This is a genomic window from Antiquaquibacter oligotrophicus (assembly GCF_020535405.1).
GTDB lineage: Bacteria > Actinomycetota > Actinomycetes > Actinomycetales > Microbacteriaceae > Rhodoglobus > Rhodoglobus oligotrophicus.
In genome coordinates this window covers 1,820,795-1,841,067 of sequence record NZ_CP085036.1, presented here as the reverse complement: position 1 = coordinate 1,841,067, position 20,273 = coordinate 1,820,795, and the positions used below count along the sequence as shown (strand labels likewise).

The window sequence follows — 20,273 nt, the reverse complement described above, 5'->3', positions numbered from 1 at the left end:
TATCTAAGTTAGCCACTCCAGCTACACCCCATCGTAAAGTACGGGAAACGGTCTCGCGGCGAAAATCCGGTCACGGGCCACCATAGGGTGTCCGGTCGGGAATACTCCAAATCCCAAGTTTCTCCGGTAAATCCGGTGAAGTCACCTACTTGATGACATTGATACTGCTGGAACATCGAGCGTGTGTTCATGTCAGGTCCGTACATTTCGATGATGGCCTCCCATTGATTCTTCGGGACGCTGATTTCATCGAGTTGCGAATCGTATGCCGACCAGTCCGTCCAGCTCGCCGGCTCGTCCGGCCGCAAGACTTCGATTGAGAGCTTCCATCTCCCGCTATCCTCGTCCCAATGCCAATCTGTGGTTTCGATGCCGTATTCCTGCCCCCAGTCTTGCGGCCCGACGGGGGCGGTGGACACAGGGTTCAACTTCTTCGATTCCTTCGCGCCCTTTGCTTTTGAGACCTTCTTCACGCAGTGGCTAGTGCATTTCTCGCCGGTGAGATCAAGCCCATTCACTGGATCGGCGGGGTAGTCGTAGGCGTTGGTCACACCCCCCTCTACGGGATCGACCGACAAGAATCGGCCAAGCGCGGCGACGTAGACGCGCACGCCCATCTCGATCGAAGCGATCGATCCCGCGTGTTCGTATAGCTTTTGGTGCTGCCCCACCCAAGCGTGGTCGGCGTCGCCTTCAAGGTTGTCGGGCACCGTGTCATCCGCTGCCGTCGTTCCGATGGCGCCGTTCGCGTCGATGGGCTGACCGAAGGGGTCGAACTTGAAGCGAGCACCAATCCGGAGACCGCTGTGGTCCGCTGTGAGGATGACGTCGCCGTGGACGTTCGGGTACGACCAGGACTGCTCGGCAGAACCCGTCGCGGTAACGTTCACCCCACCGGGCAGGGAGAGGCTGTACTGCATCGTCGAGTCCGACTTCACCGCGAACAGGCCGCTGGAGGAGTACAGATACTGCACCGTGGACGTTGTGGTGCCATCCGAAGTGGTCCGGGACACAATGCGTCCCGTCACATCACGCTGATAGGTGATCGTGGTCGTGACAGAACCGTCGATGACAGTCGTCTTCATGTGACGGTTCGCAGCGTCGTAAACCATCGTCTGGTTCGCCAGTTTGGTCGTGTTGCCGTGCGAGTCGTATGCGATGTTCGCCAGCGGCGCTGTCGTGGACATTGCCTGGCCAAGCACCGGATTCGCCCCGGGCTGTGCAGTATCGGGGTTGGTGGAGACCAGACGGTCCGCGTAGTCGTAGCAGTAGGAAACATCCGTTACCACCACGCCGCCCACGGTATCCGTGAAGCCGGTGCGGTTGCCCGACCTGCCCGCATAGTTGTTCGTGCAACCCGTGGTGTCCGCATACGAGTAGCCCAAGACGTGACCCGGGATCGAGGCTTCGGTTAGTCGTCCTGCGCCGTCGAATCGGTAGTTCGACGTCTCCGTCAGGCCGCGATCGGTGAGAGTGTTCTTGACGATCCGCCCCGACTGAGAACGCACGACCTGGTCCCGGACGCTCTCGGAGCCGTCGGCGTCGGCGGCTACGCCACCCTCCTCTACCCACGAGGAGCGAGTAAGCGCAATGTCGTCCAAGAGCACGTTGGCCGAGTTGGTCACCGCGTCGTAGGCACTGAACGAAACCTGCTGACTGGTACCCGTAGCGGTAAACGTGTGGGAGACAGGTACCCACGTGACGGTGCTGCCATCGGCTGGCTCCAACTCGTGCGGCGTGTTGCTGATCCCATCCGCCGCGACGGTGAGGGTCGTCTCGACCGTGGCGTCCTGAGTCGACGCCGCCCAGCCGCTCAGCGTGTACTCAGCGCCCTCGACCAAATCGGTAAAGGTGCGAAGGGCGCCAGCGGGGTAATTGCCTGTCTGAGCAAGAACCGACGACCCAGAACCCGCATGCGCTGTCGCGCTACCCGAATGTGAGTACGGGTACCACAGCCACGAGTCGGTTCCCGACTCGAAGCCGAACTCGTAGACCGCCTCGGCCGGGTGCACAACTTCGCCGATCTCCTGGAAGTTCCATTTCATGGAAACGGCGGCTCCCGAAGGGCTTGGGGCGATATCGGTCAAGGAGGTGCCATTCAGGTAGGTGACGGATGCCAGGACCTGACTTGCGCTGTATGTGGGCGTCGCAATCGTCGTGTCGTCGAGACCCAAAGCGGTGTTCGTGTGACGGATCTCCGTGACCTTGCCGTCGGCGTCGTACTCGAAGAACTGCGTACCCGCAGCCCCGCTGGCGGGGGTCGTCGTGACCTCCTCGACCCACCCGGTGTGCTCTTCATAGGTGGGAACGGTGACCGTTCCCCATACGTCCGTGTAGGTCACGGTGCGTCCGGCGACATCGGTTTGCGTCGTGATCGTGCCACCATTCGGCGATCCTGTAACGGAGCCGTCGGCCACCGTACTGATGGCACCCGTGTCATTGAACCCGTAGGTGTACGTGACGGTCCTCGCGGGCTCGCCGTTATACGCCGGGATTGTCGCCGACGTTATCCGCCCACGGGCATCCCAATAGGTGCAAGCCCAGGGATCGCTCGCGGTCTTCGTGCCAGCCACGCGCCCCCATGAGTCATACAGATAGAGAGTCGTACGACCGTCCGTGACCGACCCGGTCGGGCTTGGCTCAATCGTCTTCTTCAGCAGGCCGGCCTGGCGCGTGCTCGTCGGCACCCCACACGTGGTTTGGCTGAGGCCGAGGGAGCTGGATGCGGTACCTCCGTCCGGATGGTACTCATACTTGGTCGCCCCCACCGAACTCGCGGAGAGCCCGGCGGCGACAGGCCCGGGAAGCATCCTTGAGGTGCGGCGCATCCAACCCGACGACGACTCCGGCGACTCGAACTTTTGCTTCGTTTCGAGAGCAAGTCCCCCCGGATCGATCGTGGATGACGTCACTGCGCCCAACCACGGATGCTCGTAGTCCAGAGCTGTCGTGATGTCCGGAACAATGGAGTCGTCGAGTCCTGAGTTGATCGGGACGGAATCCTCCACCGTCACATTGTTGGCGAGGTCGTATCCGGGGCTCAGGCGCGAACCAGGCACAGTTACGAGACTGCCCGACGCGCCCTTCTTCCAGCGCAACCTCAACTGGGCTGTACCTGTTGCGTCGTAGTACTCGACCCGGATACGCGCAATTTCGTTCTCCTCGGCCTGGTACCCAACAACTGTGGACGAATACATCCCGGATTGATCTCTCCAGTTCTCAACCACAAGCTCGTCATTGATCCAGACTCTCGTGCCATCGTCTGCCCATGTTGCGAAGGAATACTCCTCTGCCCCCTCGAATTGCACGAGCCCGGTCATGCGAAGGGACCATCCATCCGCAGGTATACCCGAGGTCGGCGCCGACGTCCCCCAATCACTTTCGATCTGGCCGCTGTGGGAACCGGGTAGCCCGAGGGTGAACTTCTTCGGTTGGCCCAACAAGTCCTTGTTGGTGAACCAAGCAACGTGGAGCCCTCTGTACCCGTCGTCAAACTCCGTACGCGTGTGGGCTGGAACAATCTCGCACGTCGGCTTCGGCAACCGCGTCACCCCGTCGAAACACGCCTTCGGCGCAGGACCATAGGTGTCGGTTAGGCGGTCGTCGCCGTCGTAAATGTTAGTCGTCTTCCGGCCTTGGCTGTCAGTACTCGAAAGCAGGAAGTCCTTGTGATCCCATTCCTTCCACGTCGTGAGCCCTAGCGCGCTGATCGACCGCGTCATCCGCCACGAGTCATCAAAATGTGTCGTCAGACTATGCCCCGTCGTTCCGGGGTTCCCGACCCCGACGACATCCATGGTCGAGGATCCCGCCAGGAAGCCCTCGTAATAGTCGTAGTCGTACACCTTCTCTGGACGATCCGCAGCGGTCACTCCATCGGGCGCGGGCGACTTCACAGACACGACTCTGCCGTCCACGTCGTAGGCGATCGAGTACAGAGCTACCGCGGCGTCGCGTGCGCCTGACCCAGGCCGCGCGAGCCAATCGTGAAGGCTGGATGTTCGGATCGACGCGACCTGATTTTTGCCCGTGTACGCGAAATCCGTGATCGCTCCGCCCGGATCCACGATTCGCTGGAGTTGTCCGTTGGCGTTGTAAAGGAGTTTGGTCACTTCGGTCGTGCCTGGGTAGGTGATCTTGCACAACATGCCCGGCGCGGGCGTATACCCGGTGTCAGTCGGGCATACCGAACTCGACCCGTAGTAGCTGAAATCGACCGACCGCTTCTGGCCGCCGTTACCGGGGCCAGTCGAAGGAGTCACCGGGTCGGTTACCTTCGCGGGCCGTCCCGAAGAGTCGTAACTGAGTTCTGGCGTAGCCGGCTTCATCGCGTCGGCGAGTGTAGTGACGGACGTGACATTTCCCTGCGCGTTGAACTGCACAACGGTCCCACTCTCATCGGTGAGAGTTACGCGTTTCGTTGCGCTAAGCGAGAGGATTGCCTTGCTGCCGAAGGGTGGCTCGTAACCACCATCGGACTTCTTCGTGAAGGCCAAGTTACTTCCATCGGCGAGCGTGATCGACACTGAGCCCTCAGTCACGGACGCTCGAACGTACGGCGTAGCTGCACCCGCGATCGGAGTGGACGTTCCCCAACCCTGGGGGAGAATGCGCGGCGATCCAGACAACCAGTCCGAAGGGACTTTGTAGATCGAGCCGCCCGCGTACTTGATGTAGAGCGCGATGCTCGCCGACGCAGTGACTTCGTGGTACTCAACTTTGATCTTGCGTGGTTGCCCGGCAGTCAGCTGAATACTGTTGGGGAAGGTGGGCGTGGTGGTGCCGTAAGACCACCTATCCACCATGGACTGATATTGGCCGTTCGCGTCCGCGATCCAGATCCGCACGCCGTCATCGTGAGCCGCATCGAATCGGTAGGTCCCAGTGGTAGGCACGGTAACGAATCCGGTCCAGCGGGCGAGGAAGTAGTTAGAGTTCACCCCAGGCCCCGGCGAGCCGAACTTCCAGTCAGCGTTGATCACTGTCTCGTCACGGACCAACACCGGTTCGCGCGGTTGACCATTTTGATCGGTGAACACAAAGTTCGAGGTTGCCGATTGACCCGGATTGAGCGCGTCGAAATACTCTGCCCGAAGCCCCTGCCGTTGCTCCTGCGAGTTGTAGTTGAAGGCGACACCCATCGCGCCCCCCACGGTCGCGACCGTGGGTGAGCTGAAGGAGAAGCTAGCGTTGCCGTTCGCCATGTTGACGGTGACCGGTCCAGCGGTGTCGTAAGGCGACGGTCCGCTGGACCCCAGACGAGTGTCCACAGTGAAAGTGTTCGTCCAGACGGGATCGCGCACGTCGCTTCCGCTGCGGGACGAAACCCCCCAGGTGTAAACGCCACCGTTTACGAGCGAGCCTGCGGGCGGTGTCCAGGTCATCGTGGAACTTGAAGAAGGGTGCGGTGCGTTAAGCCAGCCCGATTGCACAATCATGCCGGAGAGCCCGTCCGAACCCGTCGCAATGTGGAACTGATACTGGTCAGCCCTCTGTGGCGGATTCCAGAGCCAGATGCTCAGTTTCGGGGTCGAGTCGGACAGCACCGATTCGTCATCCGGATAGGCGTCGATCTCAGGCGGACTCACGTCGGGAAGGCTTGTCGTGAAGGTCCAGGTGCTAGTCCAAGCACTCTTTGTGGACGTGCCCAAGTATCCGTCCAAACCGTCCTTGACTCTGGCCTGCCAACGATGGGTCTTGTTGGGTGTGAGGTTGTTCACTTGGAGCGTCGACTTCGTCTGCCAGGGCGACTGGTGGACCACCACCCACGAGCCGTTGACAAGTTCCTCGACCTTGAACGCATACGACAGGGGAATGTCATAGTTCACCGATCCCGTTACGGTGAACTTGGGATGGGGAGAGGTTGCTGCCCCGCTGGATGGTGTGTTGTGAACGACCGAGGGCTTGTCCTTCCACTCGATGAACAACCGGGTCGCCACCTCCTTGAAGGAGTATGCGCCCGCTTCGTCCCCCACCCACATCAGGTGGTAGCTGGAAAGGCCCGTCCTTCCGATCTCGGCGAACTTCTCGTTGAGGGCAGTACCAGACACTACGGCTGAGCTTGTCCCCAAACTGAACGAGCCGAGCAAACCTTGATTACAGGAATAGCAAAAGTTGCTCGCTCCCCAGAGACTCCCTCCATAGGTACCCGTCGTCCCGTTGCCGCCGTAGGCGATTTCGGCCGCACCACCGAGGAACTGTTTTCCAGCCAGATCTGGAAAGTCGTATCGCACAATCGTGCGCCAGTAGACGTTCTGGTTGCTCTCACGAGTGTTGCCGATGTACGCGGAGTTGGACGTCACTCCGTTCGACTTGTAGGAGTAATACGCCGCGTCGTACTTGTAGATAGTGGGGTCCACAAAGACTGGGTACTCACGATCGGCAGACGCGAGCCACTCCTCATTGGCTGACAAGGTGAGCGACCAACTGCTGCCGGATCCGGAAATCGTGGCCCTCAAGTTCTCCGACGCCGGCTCTCGCTCTCCCTCAATGCCAGACGAATCCCAGACAAGAGGCGCTGGGACGTGGAATTGGACAACACCTTCCGTGTCCACGAAGACAATGCGCCCGTCGGTTTCTGCGCGCATCTCCAATCCGTCCGTACTGACACTCCAGGTCCAGGAGGACTCTCCGCGCTCCGGGGCCTCATTGAGGACGAGCGTTTCTTTCACACCTGCGTCATCGATTTCGTACGTGAGATCCACGCCCTCGAACACCTCTCGGTACGTGACCTCGTTGGAGGGAGGAGCCCTCGGGGTGGTCACGCTCGAGAAGGGACTCGAGGCCGCACCATCGAGTGTGAACTCCACGCGATGGTCATCATTAGAAACGGCGAAAGCACCTTCCTCGTCGGCGAAAGCGCCAAACTCAGGATTCAGCGGGTGCGCGTCTTGCTGGCGAGTCCCGTCAGCAGCCAGCTCAACGTGAGTTTCAATGTTCACCCACTCGCCATCCACCTCGGCGCTGGTCGGAACCGCGCTCACCGCGCTCACATAACTTCCGTCGGCCCCTTCGTACGTCGTGGTGAATTCGTCTCGCTCCACTTCCGTCGCAGTGGAAGGATCAAACTCATCGAGTGATGACTCAAACTCGGCAGGCGGTTTGGTCGAATCGCGCGCGAGCGGCTCCCGGGCTTCGAGCTCTGGAATGAATTCACCCTGGGGCGTCGAGAGTTCAGGCGCCTCCAACGGCGCGGACTCAAGGGGCGGGACGGCAATCGTCGCCTCGGCGGTTTCGGTTGCCTCTGCTGGCGCAATAGGCACTAGCACTCCGAGTGTCAAGGCCAGCGCGGACGAGATGGCGACGGCAGAAAGTGACAGCGAGCGACGCAAGGAAATACCCCCGGGTAGACAACTCTGCAAACCTATAGGTGAGCGCACCTCGTAACCAAATTGAGCTCAACTATTCCGTCGGGACCGTCCATGAGCATCCGATTATCGGGTTATCGTCGACGCGACCGTGGAGGACCAGTAGGGGCGGACGTCGCTCAGCGACGGTGCCCGCGCTGAGGTTTTTTGGTGTGCGCACGCCGGTTCACACCGGTGCAGACGGGCGTGCGGGCGCCAAACCTCAGCGAAGCAGGTCAGCGATCAGGGTTCGCGCGGTCAAGTGCATTCACCGCAGCGGCCGCGTCGGTGTTGTAACCCGGCATCATCCCCCACCAGAGGCTGACGAAGGGCTGGGCGACGAGCGCGTGACCTGTGCGCGTATCAACCAGGGCGAGGCCGGACCACGCTTTACCCACTTCCACGTAGTCGACAGTCAGCATCTCAAGGTCGTGCCACTCGAAGCTGACCGCTGGCGTGGATGTTGCCCGCACGGGGAGAACACGCACCGCGTCTGCGTCGGCCACCACCAAAGCCCTCCGCTTGGGGTACGGCAGGTACAGCGGCAGAGCGATGTCGGTGGCAGCGGGTGTCCAGGACGGTAGGCGCACAGTCACCACGACTGCGTTTGGTTGACTGCGGCGGATGATTCGTCTTTGCGTCCGTGCGTCCGTCCACGACAAGCGCCACACAATGAAGAGGACGGCGAGTGCAGTCCCATACAGGCCGAGGGCCACGGCCGTCCCAACCCGCTGCGAACTGTTGCCCTGGCCCAGAAGGATCGCCATGAAGATCGCGAGCACGAAGGCGATCGCGGGGATCAATACTGGCGCGACGCGGGCAAGGCGCGCCTCGCCCTCGTGCGTCATCCACCGTTCAACCGCTGGGTCTCCGAAACGCGTGAACTTCGGGTATCTCTGGCTCATTGGTTTCCCCACAAGGGCCCTGGAACGCTATCTCGCGCAGAAAGCCGTGCGCTCACGACTCGCCTCCCGCAGCATCCGTGGGCTCTGCGCTCTGCTGCAGCCTCGGCAGGAGGTTATGGAGCGATGCGGCCAGGTTGGCGATCTTTTCAGCGGACGCGGCATAGACCCCGCCCAAACCGCCGCCAGTAACGACGAGTGGGACGCGGACGCTCGTAGCATCATCGAGCAGCGTCTCGAGTTCGACACCGTTGAACGACACGGGGCCGGAGAGGATCTTTCCGTGGCGAAGACCGACGATGCTCCCGGAGGGCAGAACAAGTTCGAGCCGCAGACGCTTGGGATGGCCCCCGAACACACGCACCTCGTCGGCATCCGCAACGACGGTGAGCAAGTTGGGCAGGTCGGCCTGAACGGTTGGGGTGCCCTTCATCTGCGAGATCGCCTGAGCGAGGCCTGGGCTGCTCGCCGCGTTCCAGATGATCGCGTTCGGGAACTCGGCCGCGAGCGCATTCCTACGCTGACGATTCGCGTTGCTGAGGAGCAAGATCAGAGCTAGCGCTACCGCGAGGCCCCCGAGGAGCCACGATGCGGAGGTGAGCAAAGATTCCGACGCGTCGGATGCTCTCACAGCGTTGGAGACAACGAGGGACCCGATGGAGGCGACGGATGTCAGGACGAAGAAGACGCTGAGTACCGTGCGCGCCGAGCTCTTTTGCTCCACTGTTCGCGCCCCCTCAAGTCGTCTCCGTGCGTTCCCGTTCAACCCCTGCAACCCGACGAGCGTAGCCGTATGCACACGCTTGGCGCAGTTCAGGCGCGGGTGAATCTGCGCTTGTTGATCTCATCTGCAACCTGGCGGCCTTCGGCGTCGCGCATTGGGAAAAACTTGCCTCGACGAAGCCAATACAGTTTCGCGCCGGAAAGTGACGCAATCGGGAAATGGTCGGGATCGAAGCTCACATCGAGCACCTGCCAGGATCTCGTAATTCCGGCGTGCTCCCTGACCTCGACATCACGAACTGCATCCCAAGGAATGTGACCGAAGTTCTCCAGCGCGACGCTTCCTGTCCAAAAACTTAAGCCTTGGGAAGACACCGCGACCGAGACAAGGCCAGCTCTGCCGAGGAACCCGTTTCTATCGAATCCAGTCGGCAGCGCGGGAAAAAGGCGATGAAACGCGAGGATGATCTGCTTGTCCTTCCAAATCTCGAAGACGGCGTCGCCCTCGGATACCTCTTCCAGATGTGGACGCCGCTTCCGAGCGTCGGCCCCCACATTCGACTCGGACAGCCAAACAACAAGCGCGAAGGCGCCAAGGATGAGGACGGTGTTGACGGACATGGAAATCGCCAGGCCGGGATCCTCTTTAGAGGTATTTGCGATCCGAACGATCTCGATGAGCGCTCGCCCCACGAGAAAGAGCGCCAGGCCTCCTGCTATCCATTTCCCGTAATTCATATCCCGCCTTCGGGTACCAGCCGAGAAGGTCTCGAGTCGCGTGCACTGGTCACTGTAGGGGACGACCACCCCCCAGCGGTTTACACCTGGTGCAATGTCTGAAGCGCGTCGACGAAGTCCGGAATTCGCCGTTTCGGCAGAGATTGCCGGTCCAGGGCGACCTTGAGGATGCCCTGCTTCGCACCGAAGCCAACCTCGAAGAATGGCTTCCCGATCGCTCGCAGGGTGGAGAACTCGACGCTTCTCATGTCATCCCACCACAAGATCAATGCCGGGTCTCTCTCGCCACGACTGCCTCTCCATAACGAGACCCCTGCTTCATTGACGTTGAGCACGTAGGGGCGGCCGTGCCCCCATGTCACACCCAGAGCTTCGACACTCGACGCAAATTCTCCAACATTTGTCCCGAAGTAGCTGAGTCCGTCGGTTCGTCTCGCGACGCGGCGGACGAGGGTATGCCGCCACATCAGGATCCCTGCCGCCACGAGACTTGCGATAGCAATGAGACCACCGACGACGACTAGCACAGTTGCGAGTGCAGCATCACCCTTGGCAGTCGATTCGCGATACTGCGACGCAACCCGGAGAGCGATGACGGCGGAGCCAGGCACCGCGAGTGCTAACGCGACCAGGAGCCCAGTCCAGCCGAGAGCACGGTCCATCGACTGGGAAGAGATGCGACGATCCACGGCCGTCCTCCTGCCAACATCGCGGTTGAACTAGAACGCGATCCCGTACCCGAGGCCCAGGGCGTAGAGCAGCGCAGTGAGTGACGTCAGCCGCAGCGCGATCACAAGCTCGCCCGGAGTGCGGGCGAAGAGCGTGATGACTGCCGCGGGAACCGCCGCGAGGAGCGCGAAGTAGGCGAGGTAGCTCATCTCGAACACGAGCGAGAAGAACACGGTCGCCGCGAGCGGTGGCACGATGATGAGGAACGCGTACAGGATGCGCGATGCACGGTCGCCGATGAGCACCGCGAGGGTGCGCTTGGAGACCACAGCATCCTTCTCCCGGTCCCTGATGTTGTTGACGAGCAGGGCAGCAGCCGCGATCGCACCGATGGATGCCGCGGCAATCCACGTCTCGAACGGGATGTCGTTCGCCAACACGAACACGGTGCCCGCGGTGGCGACGATTCCGAAGAACAGGAACGCGACGAGCTCACCCAGCGCGAAGTAACCGTAGGGGCGCTTGCCACCCGTGTAGAACCACGCGGCGAGGATCGCGACCGCGCCGACGGCGAGCAACCACCAGTGCTCCGTGCGGATGACGATGAAGACGCCGGCGGCCGCGGCGAGCGCGAAGAAGACGAGCGCGACGGTGAGCACGGTGCGGGGACGAGCGGCACCCGAAGCGGTAAGCCGGGCGGGGCCTACGCGGTCGTCATCCGTTCCCCGAACCCCGTCGGAGTAGTCGTTGGCGTAATTGACACCGATCTGCAGGAAGACGGCCACCGCGAGGCAGGCGGCGGCGAGAATCCAGAAGCCGACCAGGTCGCCCTCCGCGCGGGGGTACACGAACGCGATCGCAGCACCCAGCAGCACGGGCGCGATGGAGAGTGGGAGCGTCAGCAGTCGTGCCGCCGAAATCCAGTCGCCGAGGCTCGCCCGCTTGGCCTTGCGCGCCGAGGGCGGCACAACCTTGGGTTTGCGGGCGCCTGGCTTTTTTGTGCTGCCGGCCTTCTTCGACGGAGCGGGCACGGATGCGGGGTCGATGCGTTGTTGTTTCGGGGAAGCCACGACGAGAATCCTAATAGTGGGCACCTATTCGGGGCCTTCACGGGATGGGCACGACTATTCCGTCAGCTTTCCACAATCGGCGATTTGTATAGAACGTATGTTCTAATGTCGGGTAGAATCGATCCATGACAGCGACGGCTCCCCTCCCCTCCGAGGTTGTTGAGCTGCCGCGCCTCGACGAGCTGTGTTCGGTATCGGATGAGCGCCTCCTCGAGCTCGACTCGGAGGTAACGGCAGCACGCAGGCGAGTGGATGCCGCAAAGCTCGCCATCGTCGCCGAACTGGTCCGTCGTTCCGATCCAGCATTAGGCCACGCCGGTCTCGCGTCCCGGCTCGGCGCACCCACGGCGGAGAAGGCCATCCAAACGCTCGGCGGTGTTTCGCGCACCGAAGCGAAAGAACTGACCGTCGTGGCGACGGCAATCGGCCAGGACTCACCGTGGTTGGCTCCGGTCGACTCCGGCCTAGGGGACGGCTCGCTCTCTGTCGCTACGGCCGCCGCCATCACCTCGGGTCTCGGAGCACCCTCCGCGACGGTTGCTGCCGACGACCTCCTCGACGCCGCACACCAACTCGTCGATATAGCGGGCTCGGCTTCGCCGGAGTCGATGGCGAAGTCCGCGCGCTCTCTTCGCGAAGCACTCGATGTCGCCTCGATCTCCGACCTCGAAGAACATCGCCGTTCTCGCCGATCGCTGACCTGGCACCAGCTTCCCGACGGCATGACAAAGCTGAGCGCTCTGCTGGATCCCGAGTCCGCCGCCGTCATCACGGGTGCCATCGACAGCATCACGTCGCCGCGTCGGGGAGGTCCACGTTTTGTCGACCCCGACGAGGCCGCGCGGGCCGAGACACTCGTCGCCGACCCCCGCACGAATGCGCAGCTCGCCCTCGACACACTCGTGGACATCGTCGAACTCGCCACACGCGCCGCGAACACCGACATCGACCCGAAAACCCTCTTCGGTTCACGCAGCCCCGCCGTGCGCGTGCACGTCACGCTCGAGGATCTGGAGTCGGGCGAAGGCGCGGCATGGTTCGAAGGACAGGGTGTGACAGTGGGCGTCGGCACTGCGCGCAAGCACATCTGCACGAGCGGAGTGATTCCCATCGCCTTCCGCGGCACGCAAGCCGTCGAGGCTGGCGCTACCCGTCGCTTGCACTGCTCGGCCGACCGTGCAGCACTCGCCGCACAGTGGGGCGGATGCGCTGTGCCCGGGTGCGATCGACCCCCGGCCATGACCGAGGTCCACCACATGCAGGCCTGGAACGGACGCAACACCACCCTCAAGAACGGCATCCCGTTGTGCAGGTTCCACCATCACGAGCTCCATGCCAACAAGTGGTGCATTGTCATCGTGGAGAACCCCGACGGCGAGATCGAACACTGGTGGACCCCGCCACCGGATGCGCCGCCCGGAGTAGTGGCCCAGCGCATGGAACCGAAGGTTCCCCTAGTAATCAGGCGTCACCGCGAGAACCCGAGACGAGTGCGGCGACAGTGAGCCGATCGGGCTTGCCCGACGGCAACAACGGCACCCGGTCAACGATCACCACCTCGGTCGGGGCGGCCGCCGCACCCAACTGCTCCGCCACCACTGAGCGCACCTCCTCACGCGTCACCGCCAGCTCACTCACCACCACCGGAGACTCACCCCACACCGGATGCGGGGCCGCCACCACGACCGCCTGCTCCAGCCCGGGCATCCCCCGCACCACAGCCTCCACCGCGGCCAGCGACACCTTCACCCCGCCCGACACAATCACATCGTCGGCACGCCCCGTGATCGTCAGCACACCGTCGACGACCTCACCCGTGTCATCCGTACGGAACCACCGGTCACCGTGCTCGTCACGAAACGCGAGCTCCGTGCGCTCCGGGTCACCCAGGTAACCCTCCGCGAGCATGCTCCCCGCAAGCTCCACCCGACCATCCGAGATGCGCACCCTCGTGTCGCCGATCGCCACCCCGTCGTAAACGCAACCCCCACTCGTTTCGCTCGACCCATAGGTGCGGGTGATCGACACACCCAGCTCATCGGCCCGGGCCGCGAGCGCCGACGGCATCGACTGCCCACCCACAAGCACCCGCTCGAAGCCCCGCAGAGCGTGGACCGCATCGTCCGTGTCGAGCAGACGCGACAGCTGCACCGGCACGAGGGAGACAAAACGTCGCGGATGATCCAACTCACCCGCCGCCGCAACAAAACGCTCGGCGGTGAACCCCGACGGATCCAGAAACACCGGAGCGATTTGCGCGGCCAGCGCCCTCACGAGCACCGCGATACCCGCGATGTAGTGGGCGGGGAGGGCGAGCATCCACTGTCCGGGGCCACCCAGCGCCACCTCCGATGCCGCCGCGTTGGCGAGCAACGCATCCGGGGAGATCGCCACACGTTTCGGCCGACCCGTCGACCCACTCGTCTCAACAACCACCGCAACCTTCTGCGGCACCAGCTCGGGCACATCCACCGCGGAAGACGGATCGGGATGCGGAAGGATGGCCGGCCCACTCCCCGACAACGCGGCCTCCAGCGCCGCAGCCACCCGATGGGGCTCCGCCGGGATGACCTCCAGGGGACGGGTCATCGCACTAGTACTGCCAGGGGAACGGACCCCAGTCGGGTGCGCGCTTCTCGAGGAACGCGTCACGCCCCTCGACGGCCTCATCGGTTCCGTAGGCGAGACGGGTTGCCTCACCCGCGAAAACCTGCTGCCCCATGAGCCCGTCATCCACGAGGTTGAACGCGAACTTCAGCATCCGGATCGCCGTCGGCGACTTGCCGAGGATCGTGGTCGCCCACTCGTACGCGGTCGACTCGAGCTCGGCGTGCGGCACGACACGGTTGATCGCGTTCATCTGGAACGCGCGCTCTGCGTCATACGTTTCGGCGAGGAAGAAGATCTCGCGCGCCACCTTTTGGCCGACCTGCCGCGCCAGGTACGCGCTGCCGTAGCCGGCGTCGAAGGAGCCGACATCGGCATCCGTCTGCTTGAACATGCCGTGCTCACGCGACGCGATCGTCAGGTCGCACACCACGTGCAGCGAGTGCCCGCCACCGGCAGCCCAGCCGGGGACCACGGCGATGACAACCTTGGGCATCGTGCGGATGAGGCGCTGCACCTCAAGGATGTGGAGTCTGCCGACGGCGGCGGTGCCGTCCTCGTACTGGTAACCGTCGCGACCACGGATGCGCTGGTCGCCGCCCGAACAGAACGCCCAACCGCCATCCTTCGGGCTGGGTCCATTGCCGGTGAGCAGCACAACGCCGATGCGCGGGTTCTGACGCGCATCGTCGAGCGCGCGGTACAGCTCATCGACTGTGTGCGGACGGAACGCATTGCGCACCTCGGGCCGGTTGAACGCAACTCGCGCCACACGACCGGTCACATCCTGGTGGTAGGTCAGGTCGGTGAGACCCTCGAACCCTTCGACGTCGCGCCAGAGTTCGGGATCGAACAACTCGGAAACCATGCGCCCAGCCTACGACTCGGGCTCGAGCACGAAAGGACGGGCACGGGCACGGGCACGGGCACGGGCACGAAAGGATCAGACGGGCGCGAAGAAGCCCAGCACCGTGGCGAGCAACCACGGGTTGGAGATGACGCCGATGACCATCGCCGCAATACCCATGCCGCGGCCGAGCCGGAAGATCGTCGCCACGAGTCCCGCGAGCACGGACAACCCCGATGTCACGATCGCTGCCCACGCGAGCGCCGCACCGACATCGAACCCGCCGCTCGAAGCAACCGAGACGCCGATCGCCGTGAGGATGCTCGTGGCCAGGGCGAGAAGGAGCGCGAGGCCACCCAGCACACCGCTACGCGGCGCTGGAGCATCCGGGGCCGGCTCCTCGACGACGGATGCCGGGGCCTCCGCGGGCACCTCGATCGTCTCCACGACGGGGTCGAGGTAGATGGGCACGACCTTGATGGCCGCCCGTTCTGGCTCGCCCGGAATTGTCACGAACCCACCATAACGTGAGGGGTCTTGTCAGACTGGGGTGATGCGTCCCCCACTCGATGAGCTCCTCGACACCACACACGTGGTGTCGCTGCCGCTCGTGTCGCGGTTCCGCGGCATTGACGTGCGCGAGGCGATGCTGCTGGAGGGACCGCACGGGTGGACCGAGTTCTCCCCCTTCACCGAGTACGCCGACCCGGAGGCGGCGGCGTGGCTGGCCGCCGCAATCGACTTCGGGTGGAATGCAGCGCCGCCACTGCTGCGGGACAGCATCCCGGTGAACGCCACGGTGCCCGCGCTCGCGGCCGCCGATGTTCCTGCTACCCTCGCACGATTTGCGGGAACCCGAACGGCAAAGGTGAAGGTCGCCGAACGCGGCCAGACGCTCGACGACGATGTTGCGCGAGTCGCGGCCGTGCGCGCCGCTCTGGGCCCGGAGGGCCGGATCCGCGTCGACGCGAACGGCGCCTGGAATGTCGACGAAGCCGAGCACGCCATCCACGCGCTCGCACCCTACGACCTGGAATATGTCGAACAGCCGTGCGCGACAGTGGAGGAACTCGCCGAGATTCGGCAACGGGTCAGATACATGGGCATCCCGATCGCCGCGGACGAGAGTGTGCGCAAAGCATCCGACCCGCTGGCGGTCGCGCGGGCAGGGGCAGCCGATGTGCTGATCGCGAAAGTGCAACCGCTGGGCGGCGTGCGCCGTGTTCTGTCGCTCGAGGCCGAGGTGGGTTTGCCGATGGTGGTCTCTAGCGGGCTCGAGACATCCGTGGGCATCTCGATGGGGCTGCACCTGGCGGGGGCACTACCGTCGCTCGACTTCGACTGCGGCCTCGGCACCGCGGCACTCCTCGCGGCGGACGTGACGGATGCCCCGCTCCTCCCGCGCGATGGTGCCCTGCCCGTGCGTCGTGTTGTACCGAGCCCCGGGTTGCTGCGTCGTCACGCGGCCACCCAGGACCGCACGCTCTGGTGGCGCGCCCGCCTCGAACGCTGCTGGGAGTTGCTTGAGGCTTAGAGGCCGCTGTAGGCGTGGAGGCCCTTGAAGAAGAGGTTGACGATGGTGAAGTTGAAGAGCACCGCCGTGAATCCGATGATCGCGAGCCACGCGGACCGGGCCCCACGCCAGCCGCGTGTCGCTCGAGCGTGAATGTACCCGGCGAAGATCACCCAGATGATGAAGGTCCACACCTCTTTGGTGTCCCAGCCCCAGTAGCGACCCCACGCACGCTCAGCCCAGATGGCTCCGGCGATGAGGGTGAAGGTCCAGAAAACAAAACCGACGATGTTGAGTCGGTAGGCGAGCGTCTCGAGTTTGTCTGCACTCGGCAGTGTCGACAGGAACTTCGGTCCGCTCGTGCGCCGCGACTTGAGCAGCTGCACGATGGACAAGCCGGCGCCCAGCGCGAAGAAGCCGGTTCCGAGGGTCGCGACGAACACGTGGATGATGAGCCAGGGCGACTGCAGTGCCGGCGGCAGCGGCACAACGGGTACGTAGAAGTTGACCGTTGCGACACCGAGGGCGATGAGGGCGAACCCGGTGATGAAGGTTCCGAGGAACCGCAGGTCCTGCCAGAACTGCACGGCGAGGAAAACGCCAACGATGATCGCGGTGCCCGTGAGGGTGAATTCGTACATGTTGGCCCACGGCACACGCTCGGCGGCGATACCGCGCAGCACGGTGCCGGTGACCTGCAGGGCCCAGGCCAGCGCCGTGAGGGCCATCGCCGCCCGAAGGTAGCGGGGCGCCGCGGGGCGGGCGGGGGCATCCGTCGCCTCGATCACGGCGGTGCCGCCGTACGCGGCTCCCGAGGTGGCCCGCGCGACACGTTCGGACGCGGTCACGGGCGAGATCGCCGAACGTCGCGCGAGGTCGAGTGCGAACATGATGAACGCCACCGTGTAGACGCCCATCGCCGAGTACACGGCGATCGACGAGAAGGACTCCAGGGTCTCGATCACTCGTCCACCTTAAGCCTTTCGTTGTGGCGGTCCGCTAGTTCGCCGACCACCTGTTCCAGTCGGGGGTCGTCACCGCGGGCGAGCCCCGCGTACTGCAGTGCGGTGACGCCGTCCGTGTCGACAACTTTGATCCACACGCGCCTGCGCGCCACGAAGAGACTCGCGATGAGTCCCGCGACGACAAGGGCACTGAACAGCGCAACCCAGAACTGGGAGGGATCGTGGTGGATGTCCAGCGACACGAACCTCGGAATCTCGACGAGTTCGATCGTGCCGAGCCCGTCGGGCAAGTCGGCGACCTGCCCGACGGTGAGGCGGATCGTCGGCTCGGGAGCATCACGCCCCGCGAGCTGGGTCAGGTCATCGACGTCGAGCGCGTACGCGTTGGTGGCACGACCGCCGTCGAGGCCGAGGTCGCCCGCGTACACCTCGAGGCTCATGCTCGGGTCGCGCAGATCGGGGTGACTCGAGCTGAACGTGCCGTTGGCGAGCGGGAACGTCGTCGGGTAGAGGAGCGCCCGGATGCCCAGCTGCTGGTCGAGCCCGTCCGGCACTTTGATGATGCCGAGGCTGAAGAGGTTCTGGTCTTGCGGCAGGAACGCGACGGGCTGGGAGAACACGGCCGTACCGTCGGGGTCGCGCACGACGAGGTGCGGTGCGTAACCGTTGCCGAGCAGGTACGCGGTGGTGCCGGCGATCGAGAGCGGCTCGTTGACTTTGATCTGCCCCTGCTTCGGTTCGCCGCCGCGCTCGGTTGTTGTCACGGTCGCAACGAAGTCGGTCGGCTGCCCGTAGGCGTTGAAGTTGTCCTCTTCGTAGGTCGCCTCGAAGGAGTCCAACTGGATGCGGTACGGGCTGAGCGCCGAATCGGTGAAGAAGCGGCCCGGGTTGAACGAGTCGTAACTGGCGAGCGAGTTGACGAACGCCTGGCCTTCGACGATGACACGCTGACCGGAGTAGCCGAAACCTCCACCGATCCCGACGGCGACAAGCACACCGATGAGGGCGGAGTGGAATACCAGGTTTCCGGTCTCGCGCAGATACCCGCGCTCGGCACTGATGGAGCCGTCGAAACGCTGCACCCGGTAACGCTGCGAGCGGAGCATCCTCTCGGCCTCGTCGAGCGCGAGCCCCGCATCCGTTGTCGTCTCGCGCGAGACGTAAGCGGGCAGCCGGCTGAGGTCTGCTGGGGTCTTGGGCGGCTTCGCGCGCAACGCCTCCAGGTGGTGTTTGGTGCGCGGGATGACACAGCCGATGAGCGACAAGAACAGCAGGAGGTAGATCGCCGAGAACCACACCGAGGTGTAGGTGTTGAAGACCCCGAGGGCGTCGAGCACGTCGGAGAGTTCGGGGTTGGCCGCGCGGTACTGGATGACACCGTTCGGGTCGGAGGACTTTTGCGGCACGAGCGATCCGGGGATCGCGGCGATGGCGAGCAGGAGCAGCAGGAAGAGCGCCGTGCGCATACTGGTCAGCTGGCGCCAGAAGAAACGCACATAGCCGACGAATCCGAGTTTCGGTTGGGTGATCTTGCTGTCGGCGGGGGCGTCAGCGTCGATGTGGTCAGCGTCGATGTGGTCAGAGGGCCGGGAGGAATCCACTGATCATCACCCCCAGGTGCGACATCGCAAGACCCCAGAGTCCGGTCACCATGAGCACACCGATGACGATGAGTAGCGAACCACCCACGATGTTGATCGCCCGAATGTGCTTCTTCACCCACGCCACCGAGTTGGTCACCCAGCCGAGGCCGAGTGCGACCAGCACAAACGGGATGCCGAGCCCGAGGCAGTAGAAGAGCCCGATGATCGCGGCGCGACCGGGGTCGCCCTGGTAACTGGCCAGGGAGGTGACGGCCACGAGGGTCGGCCCGATGCAGGGTGTCCAACCGATCGCGAAGACCGCACCGAGCAGCGGCGCACCCGCGAGGCCTGTCGCCGGCCGCCACGTCGGCTTGAGGGTGCGCTGGAAGAACGTCACCTGCCCGATGAACACGAGCCCCATGAGGATCACGAGCACACCGGCGATGCGCTCGATGAGTCCGCCGTACTGGAGGAAAAACACCCCGACGGTGCTGCCGAGCACAACAACCCCGAGGAAGATGACGCTGAACCCGAGCACAAAAAGCGCGGCACCCAGCACCGTGCGCGAGCGGCGGGCATCCGCGGCATCCGTGATGCCACTCACGTAGCCGAGGTACCCGGGCACGAGCGGCAGCACGCAGGGCGAGAGGAAGGCGAGCAGACCGGCAGCGAGCGCGATCGGCAGGGCGACGAGCAGGCTGCCCTCGCTGACCAGTTCCCCCGGACCCACTAGCGCGTACCTTCGGCGAGCACGGTGTCGATCATGGACGCGAGGATGCCGGGCTCCCGCAGCAACCCGCTGATGCGCGCCGCCACACGGCCCTCCGCGTCCACCACGATCGTGGTCGGCACCGCGTTGGGTGCAACGGAACCGGCGAACGCCAACTGAACACCCGCGGTCTGGGCATCCATGATGCTCGGGTACGGCACACCGAACTCGTCGGCGAAGGTGAGGGCGACATCGGCTGAGTCGCTGATGTTCACACCGACAAACGGCACGTCCGCGTACTCGAGGGACAGGTCGGCAAGGTCGGGGGCTTCCACCCGACACGGCGGGCAGCTCGCGTACCAGAAGTTGACAACGTAGGGGGTACCGGCGAGTTGCTCGCTCGAGATCGTCTCGCCCCGTTCATCCGTGCCCTCGAAGACGATGGGCTCGTCGCGCTGGTCGGCGGGGATCTCCGTGTAGGCACCGTCTCCGGAGATGTAGCCCTGACCGGAACCCTCGGAGTATTGCTGCGCGAGACTGTCGTTGCTCGAACAACCGGCGAGGAGGAGTACGGCCGCCACCGCGGCCACCGCTGCGCGCC

At 63.9% G+C, this 20,273-nt stretch carries 15 protein-coding genes; 2 read left to right on the top strand and 13 right to left on the bottom strand.

Going from position 1 to position 20,273, the window contains the following annotated elements; all coding sequences use genetic code 11:
• Window positions 1–8: 8 nt before the first annotated feature.
• The 6 genes from LH407_RS09100 to LH407_RS09075 form a co-directional block, all read right to left on the bottom strand.
• Window positions 9–6,809 (bottom strand): PA14 domain-containing protein, encoded by a 6,801-nt coding sequence (locus LH407_RS09100; RefSeq protein ID WP_322135012.1) that lies wholly within the window; start codon window positions 6,807–6,809, stop codon window positions 9–11.
• Between the two features lie 773 nt (window positions 6,810–7,582).
• Window positions 7,583–8,194 carry a hypothetical protein gene (locus tag LH407_RS09095; RefSeq protein ID WP_322134307.1) on the bottom strand — a complete coding sequence of 204 codons (612 nt, stop codon included), beginning with the start codon at window positions 8,192–8,194 and terminating at the stop codon, window positions 7,583–7,585.
• A 109-nt stretch (window positions 8,195–8,303) separates the two neighbouring features.
• Window positions 8,304–8,972 carry a hypothetical protein gene (locus tag LH407_RS09090; protein WP_322134308.1) on the bottom strand — a complete coding sequence of 223 codons (669 nt, stop codon included), beginning with the start codon at window positions 8,970–8,972 and terminating at the stop codon, window positions 8,304–8,306.
• A gap of 89 nt (window positions 8,973–9,061) precedes the next feature.
• Window positions 9,062–9,709, bottom strand: coding sequence for a hypothetical protein (locus LH407_RS09085; RefSeq protein WP_322134309.1), 648 nt, complete (start codon window positions 9,707–9,709; stop codon window positions 9,062–9,064).
• Window positions 9,710–9,789: 80 nt separating this feature from the next.
• A complete protein-coding gene (locus LH407_RS09080; protein WP_322134310.1) occupies window positions 9,790–10,398 on the bottom strand; it encodes a hypothetical protein in 609 nt (202 codons plus the stop codon).
• A 30-nt stretch (window positions 10,399–10,428) separates the two neighbouring features.
• The gene (locus LH407_RS09075) at window positions 10,429–11,448 is read right to left on the bottom strand and encodes a 1,4-dihydroxy-2-naphthoate polyprenyltransferase (RefSeq protein WP_322134311.1); all 1,020 of its coding nucleotides are present in this window, start codon (window positions 11,446–11,448) and stop codon (window positions 10,429–10,431) included.
• Between the two features lie 125 nt (window positions 11,449–11,573).
• Here LH407_RS09075 and LH407_RS09070 point away from each other — a divergent pair, with 125 nt between their 5' ends.
• Window positions 11,574–12,953 (top strand): HNH endonuclease signature motif containing protein, encoded by a 1,380-nt coding sequence (locus LH407_RS09070; protein WP_322134312.1) that lies wholly within the window; start codon window positions 11,574–11,576, stop codon window positions 12,951–12,953.
• Here LH407_RS09070 and LH407_RS09065 read toward each other — a convergent pair.
• The 3 genes from LH407_RS09065 to LH407_RS09055 all read right to left on the bottom strand — a co-directional run bounded on the left by LH407_RS09065 (window position 12,910) and on the right by LH407_RS09055 (window position 15,415).
• Window positions 12,910–14,037 (bottom strand): AMP-binding protein, encoded by a 1,128-nt coding sequence (locus LH407_RS09065; RefSeq protein WP_322134313.1) that lies wholly within the window; start codon window positions 14,035–14,037, stop codon window positions 12,910–12,912. The genes LH407_RS09070 and LH407_RS09065 overlap by 44 nt on opposite strands.
• A gap of 4 nt (window positions 14,038–14,041) precedes the next feature.
• A complete protein-coding gene (locus tag LH407_RS09060) occupies window positions 14,042–14,923 on the bottom strand; it encodes a 1,4-dihydroxy-2-naphthoyl-CoA synthase (protein WP_322134314.1) in 882 nt (293 codons plus the stop codon).
• 75 nt (window positions 14,924–14,998) lie between these two features.
• Window positions 14,999–15,415, bottom strand: coding sequence for a hypothetical protein (locus LH407_RS09055; protein WP_322134315.1), 417 nt, complete (start codon window positions 15,413–15,415; stop codon window positions 14,999–15,001).
• 40 nt (window positions 15,416–15,455) lie between these two features.
• Here LH407_RS09055 and LH407_RS09050 point away from each other — a divergent pair, with 40 nt between their 5' ends.
• Complete coding sequence (locus LH407_RS09050; protein ID WP_322134316.1) at window positions 15,456–16,436, top strand: o-succinylbenzoate synthase; 981 nt, start codon at window positions 15,456–15,458, stop codon at window positions 16,434–16,436.
• Here LH407_RS09050 and ccsB read toward each other — a convergent pair.
• The 4 genes from ccsB to LH407_RS09030 are packed head-to-tail and all read right to left on the bottom strand — an operon-like array spanning window position 16,433 to window position 20,262.
• Window positions 16,433–17,332, bottom strand: a complete 900-nt coding sequence (gene ccsB, locus LH407_RS09045; RefSeq protein ID WP_407650656.1) for a c-type cytochrome biogenesis protein CcsB — start codon at window positions 17,330–17,332, stop codon at window positions 16,433–16,435. The genes LH407_RS09050 and ccsB overlap by 4 nt on opposite strands.
• Before the next feature lie 44 nt (window positions 17,333–17,376).
• Window positions 17,377–18,981: a cytochrome c biogenesis protein ResB gene (gene resB, locus LH407_RS09040; RefSeq protein ID WP_322134318.1), complete on the bottom strand. Its 1,605-nt coding sequence runs from the start codon at window positions 18,979–18,981 to the stop codon at window positions 17,377–17,379.
• On the bottom strand, window positions 18,959–19,693 hold the full coding sequence (locus LH407_RS09035) for a cytochrome c biogenesis CcdA family protein (protein ID WP_322134319.1): 735 nt from the start codon (window positions 19,691–19,693) through the stop codon (window positions 18,959–18,961). The genes resB and LH407_RS09035 overlap by 23 nt, the downstream gene beginning before the upstream one ends.
• Window positions 19,693–20,262, bottom strand: coding sequence for a TlpA family protein disulfide reductase (locus tag LH407_RS09030; RefSeq protein WP_322134320.1), 570 nt, complete (start codon window positions 20,260–20,262; stop codon window positions 19,693–19,695). The genes LH407_RS09035 and LH407_RS09030 overlap by 1 nt, the downstream gene beginning before the upstream one ends.
• Window positions 20,263–20,273 lie beyond the last annotated feature (11 nt).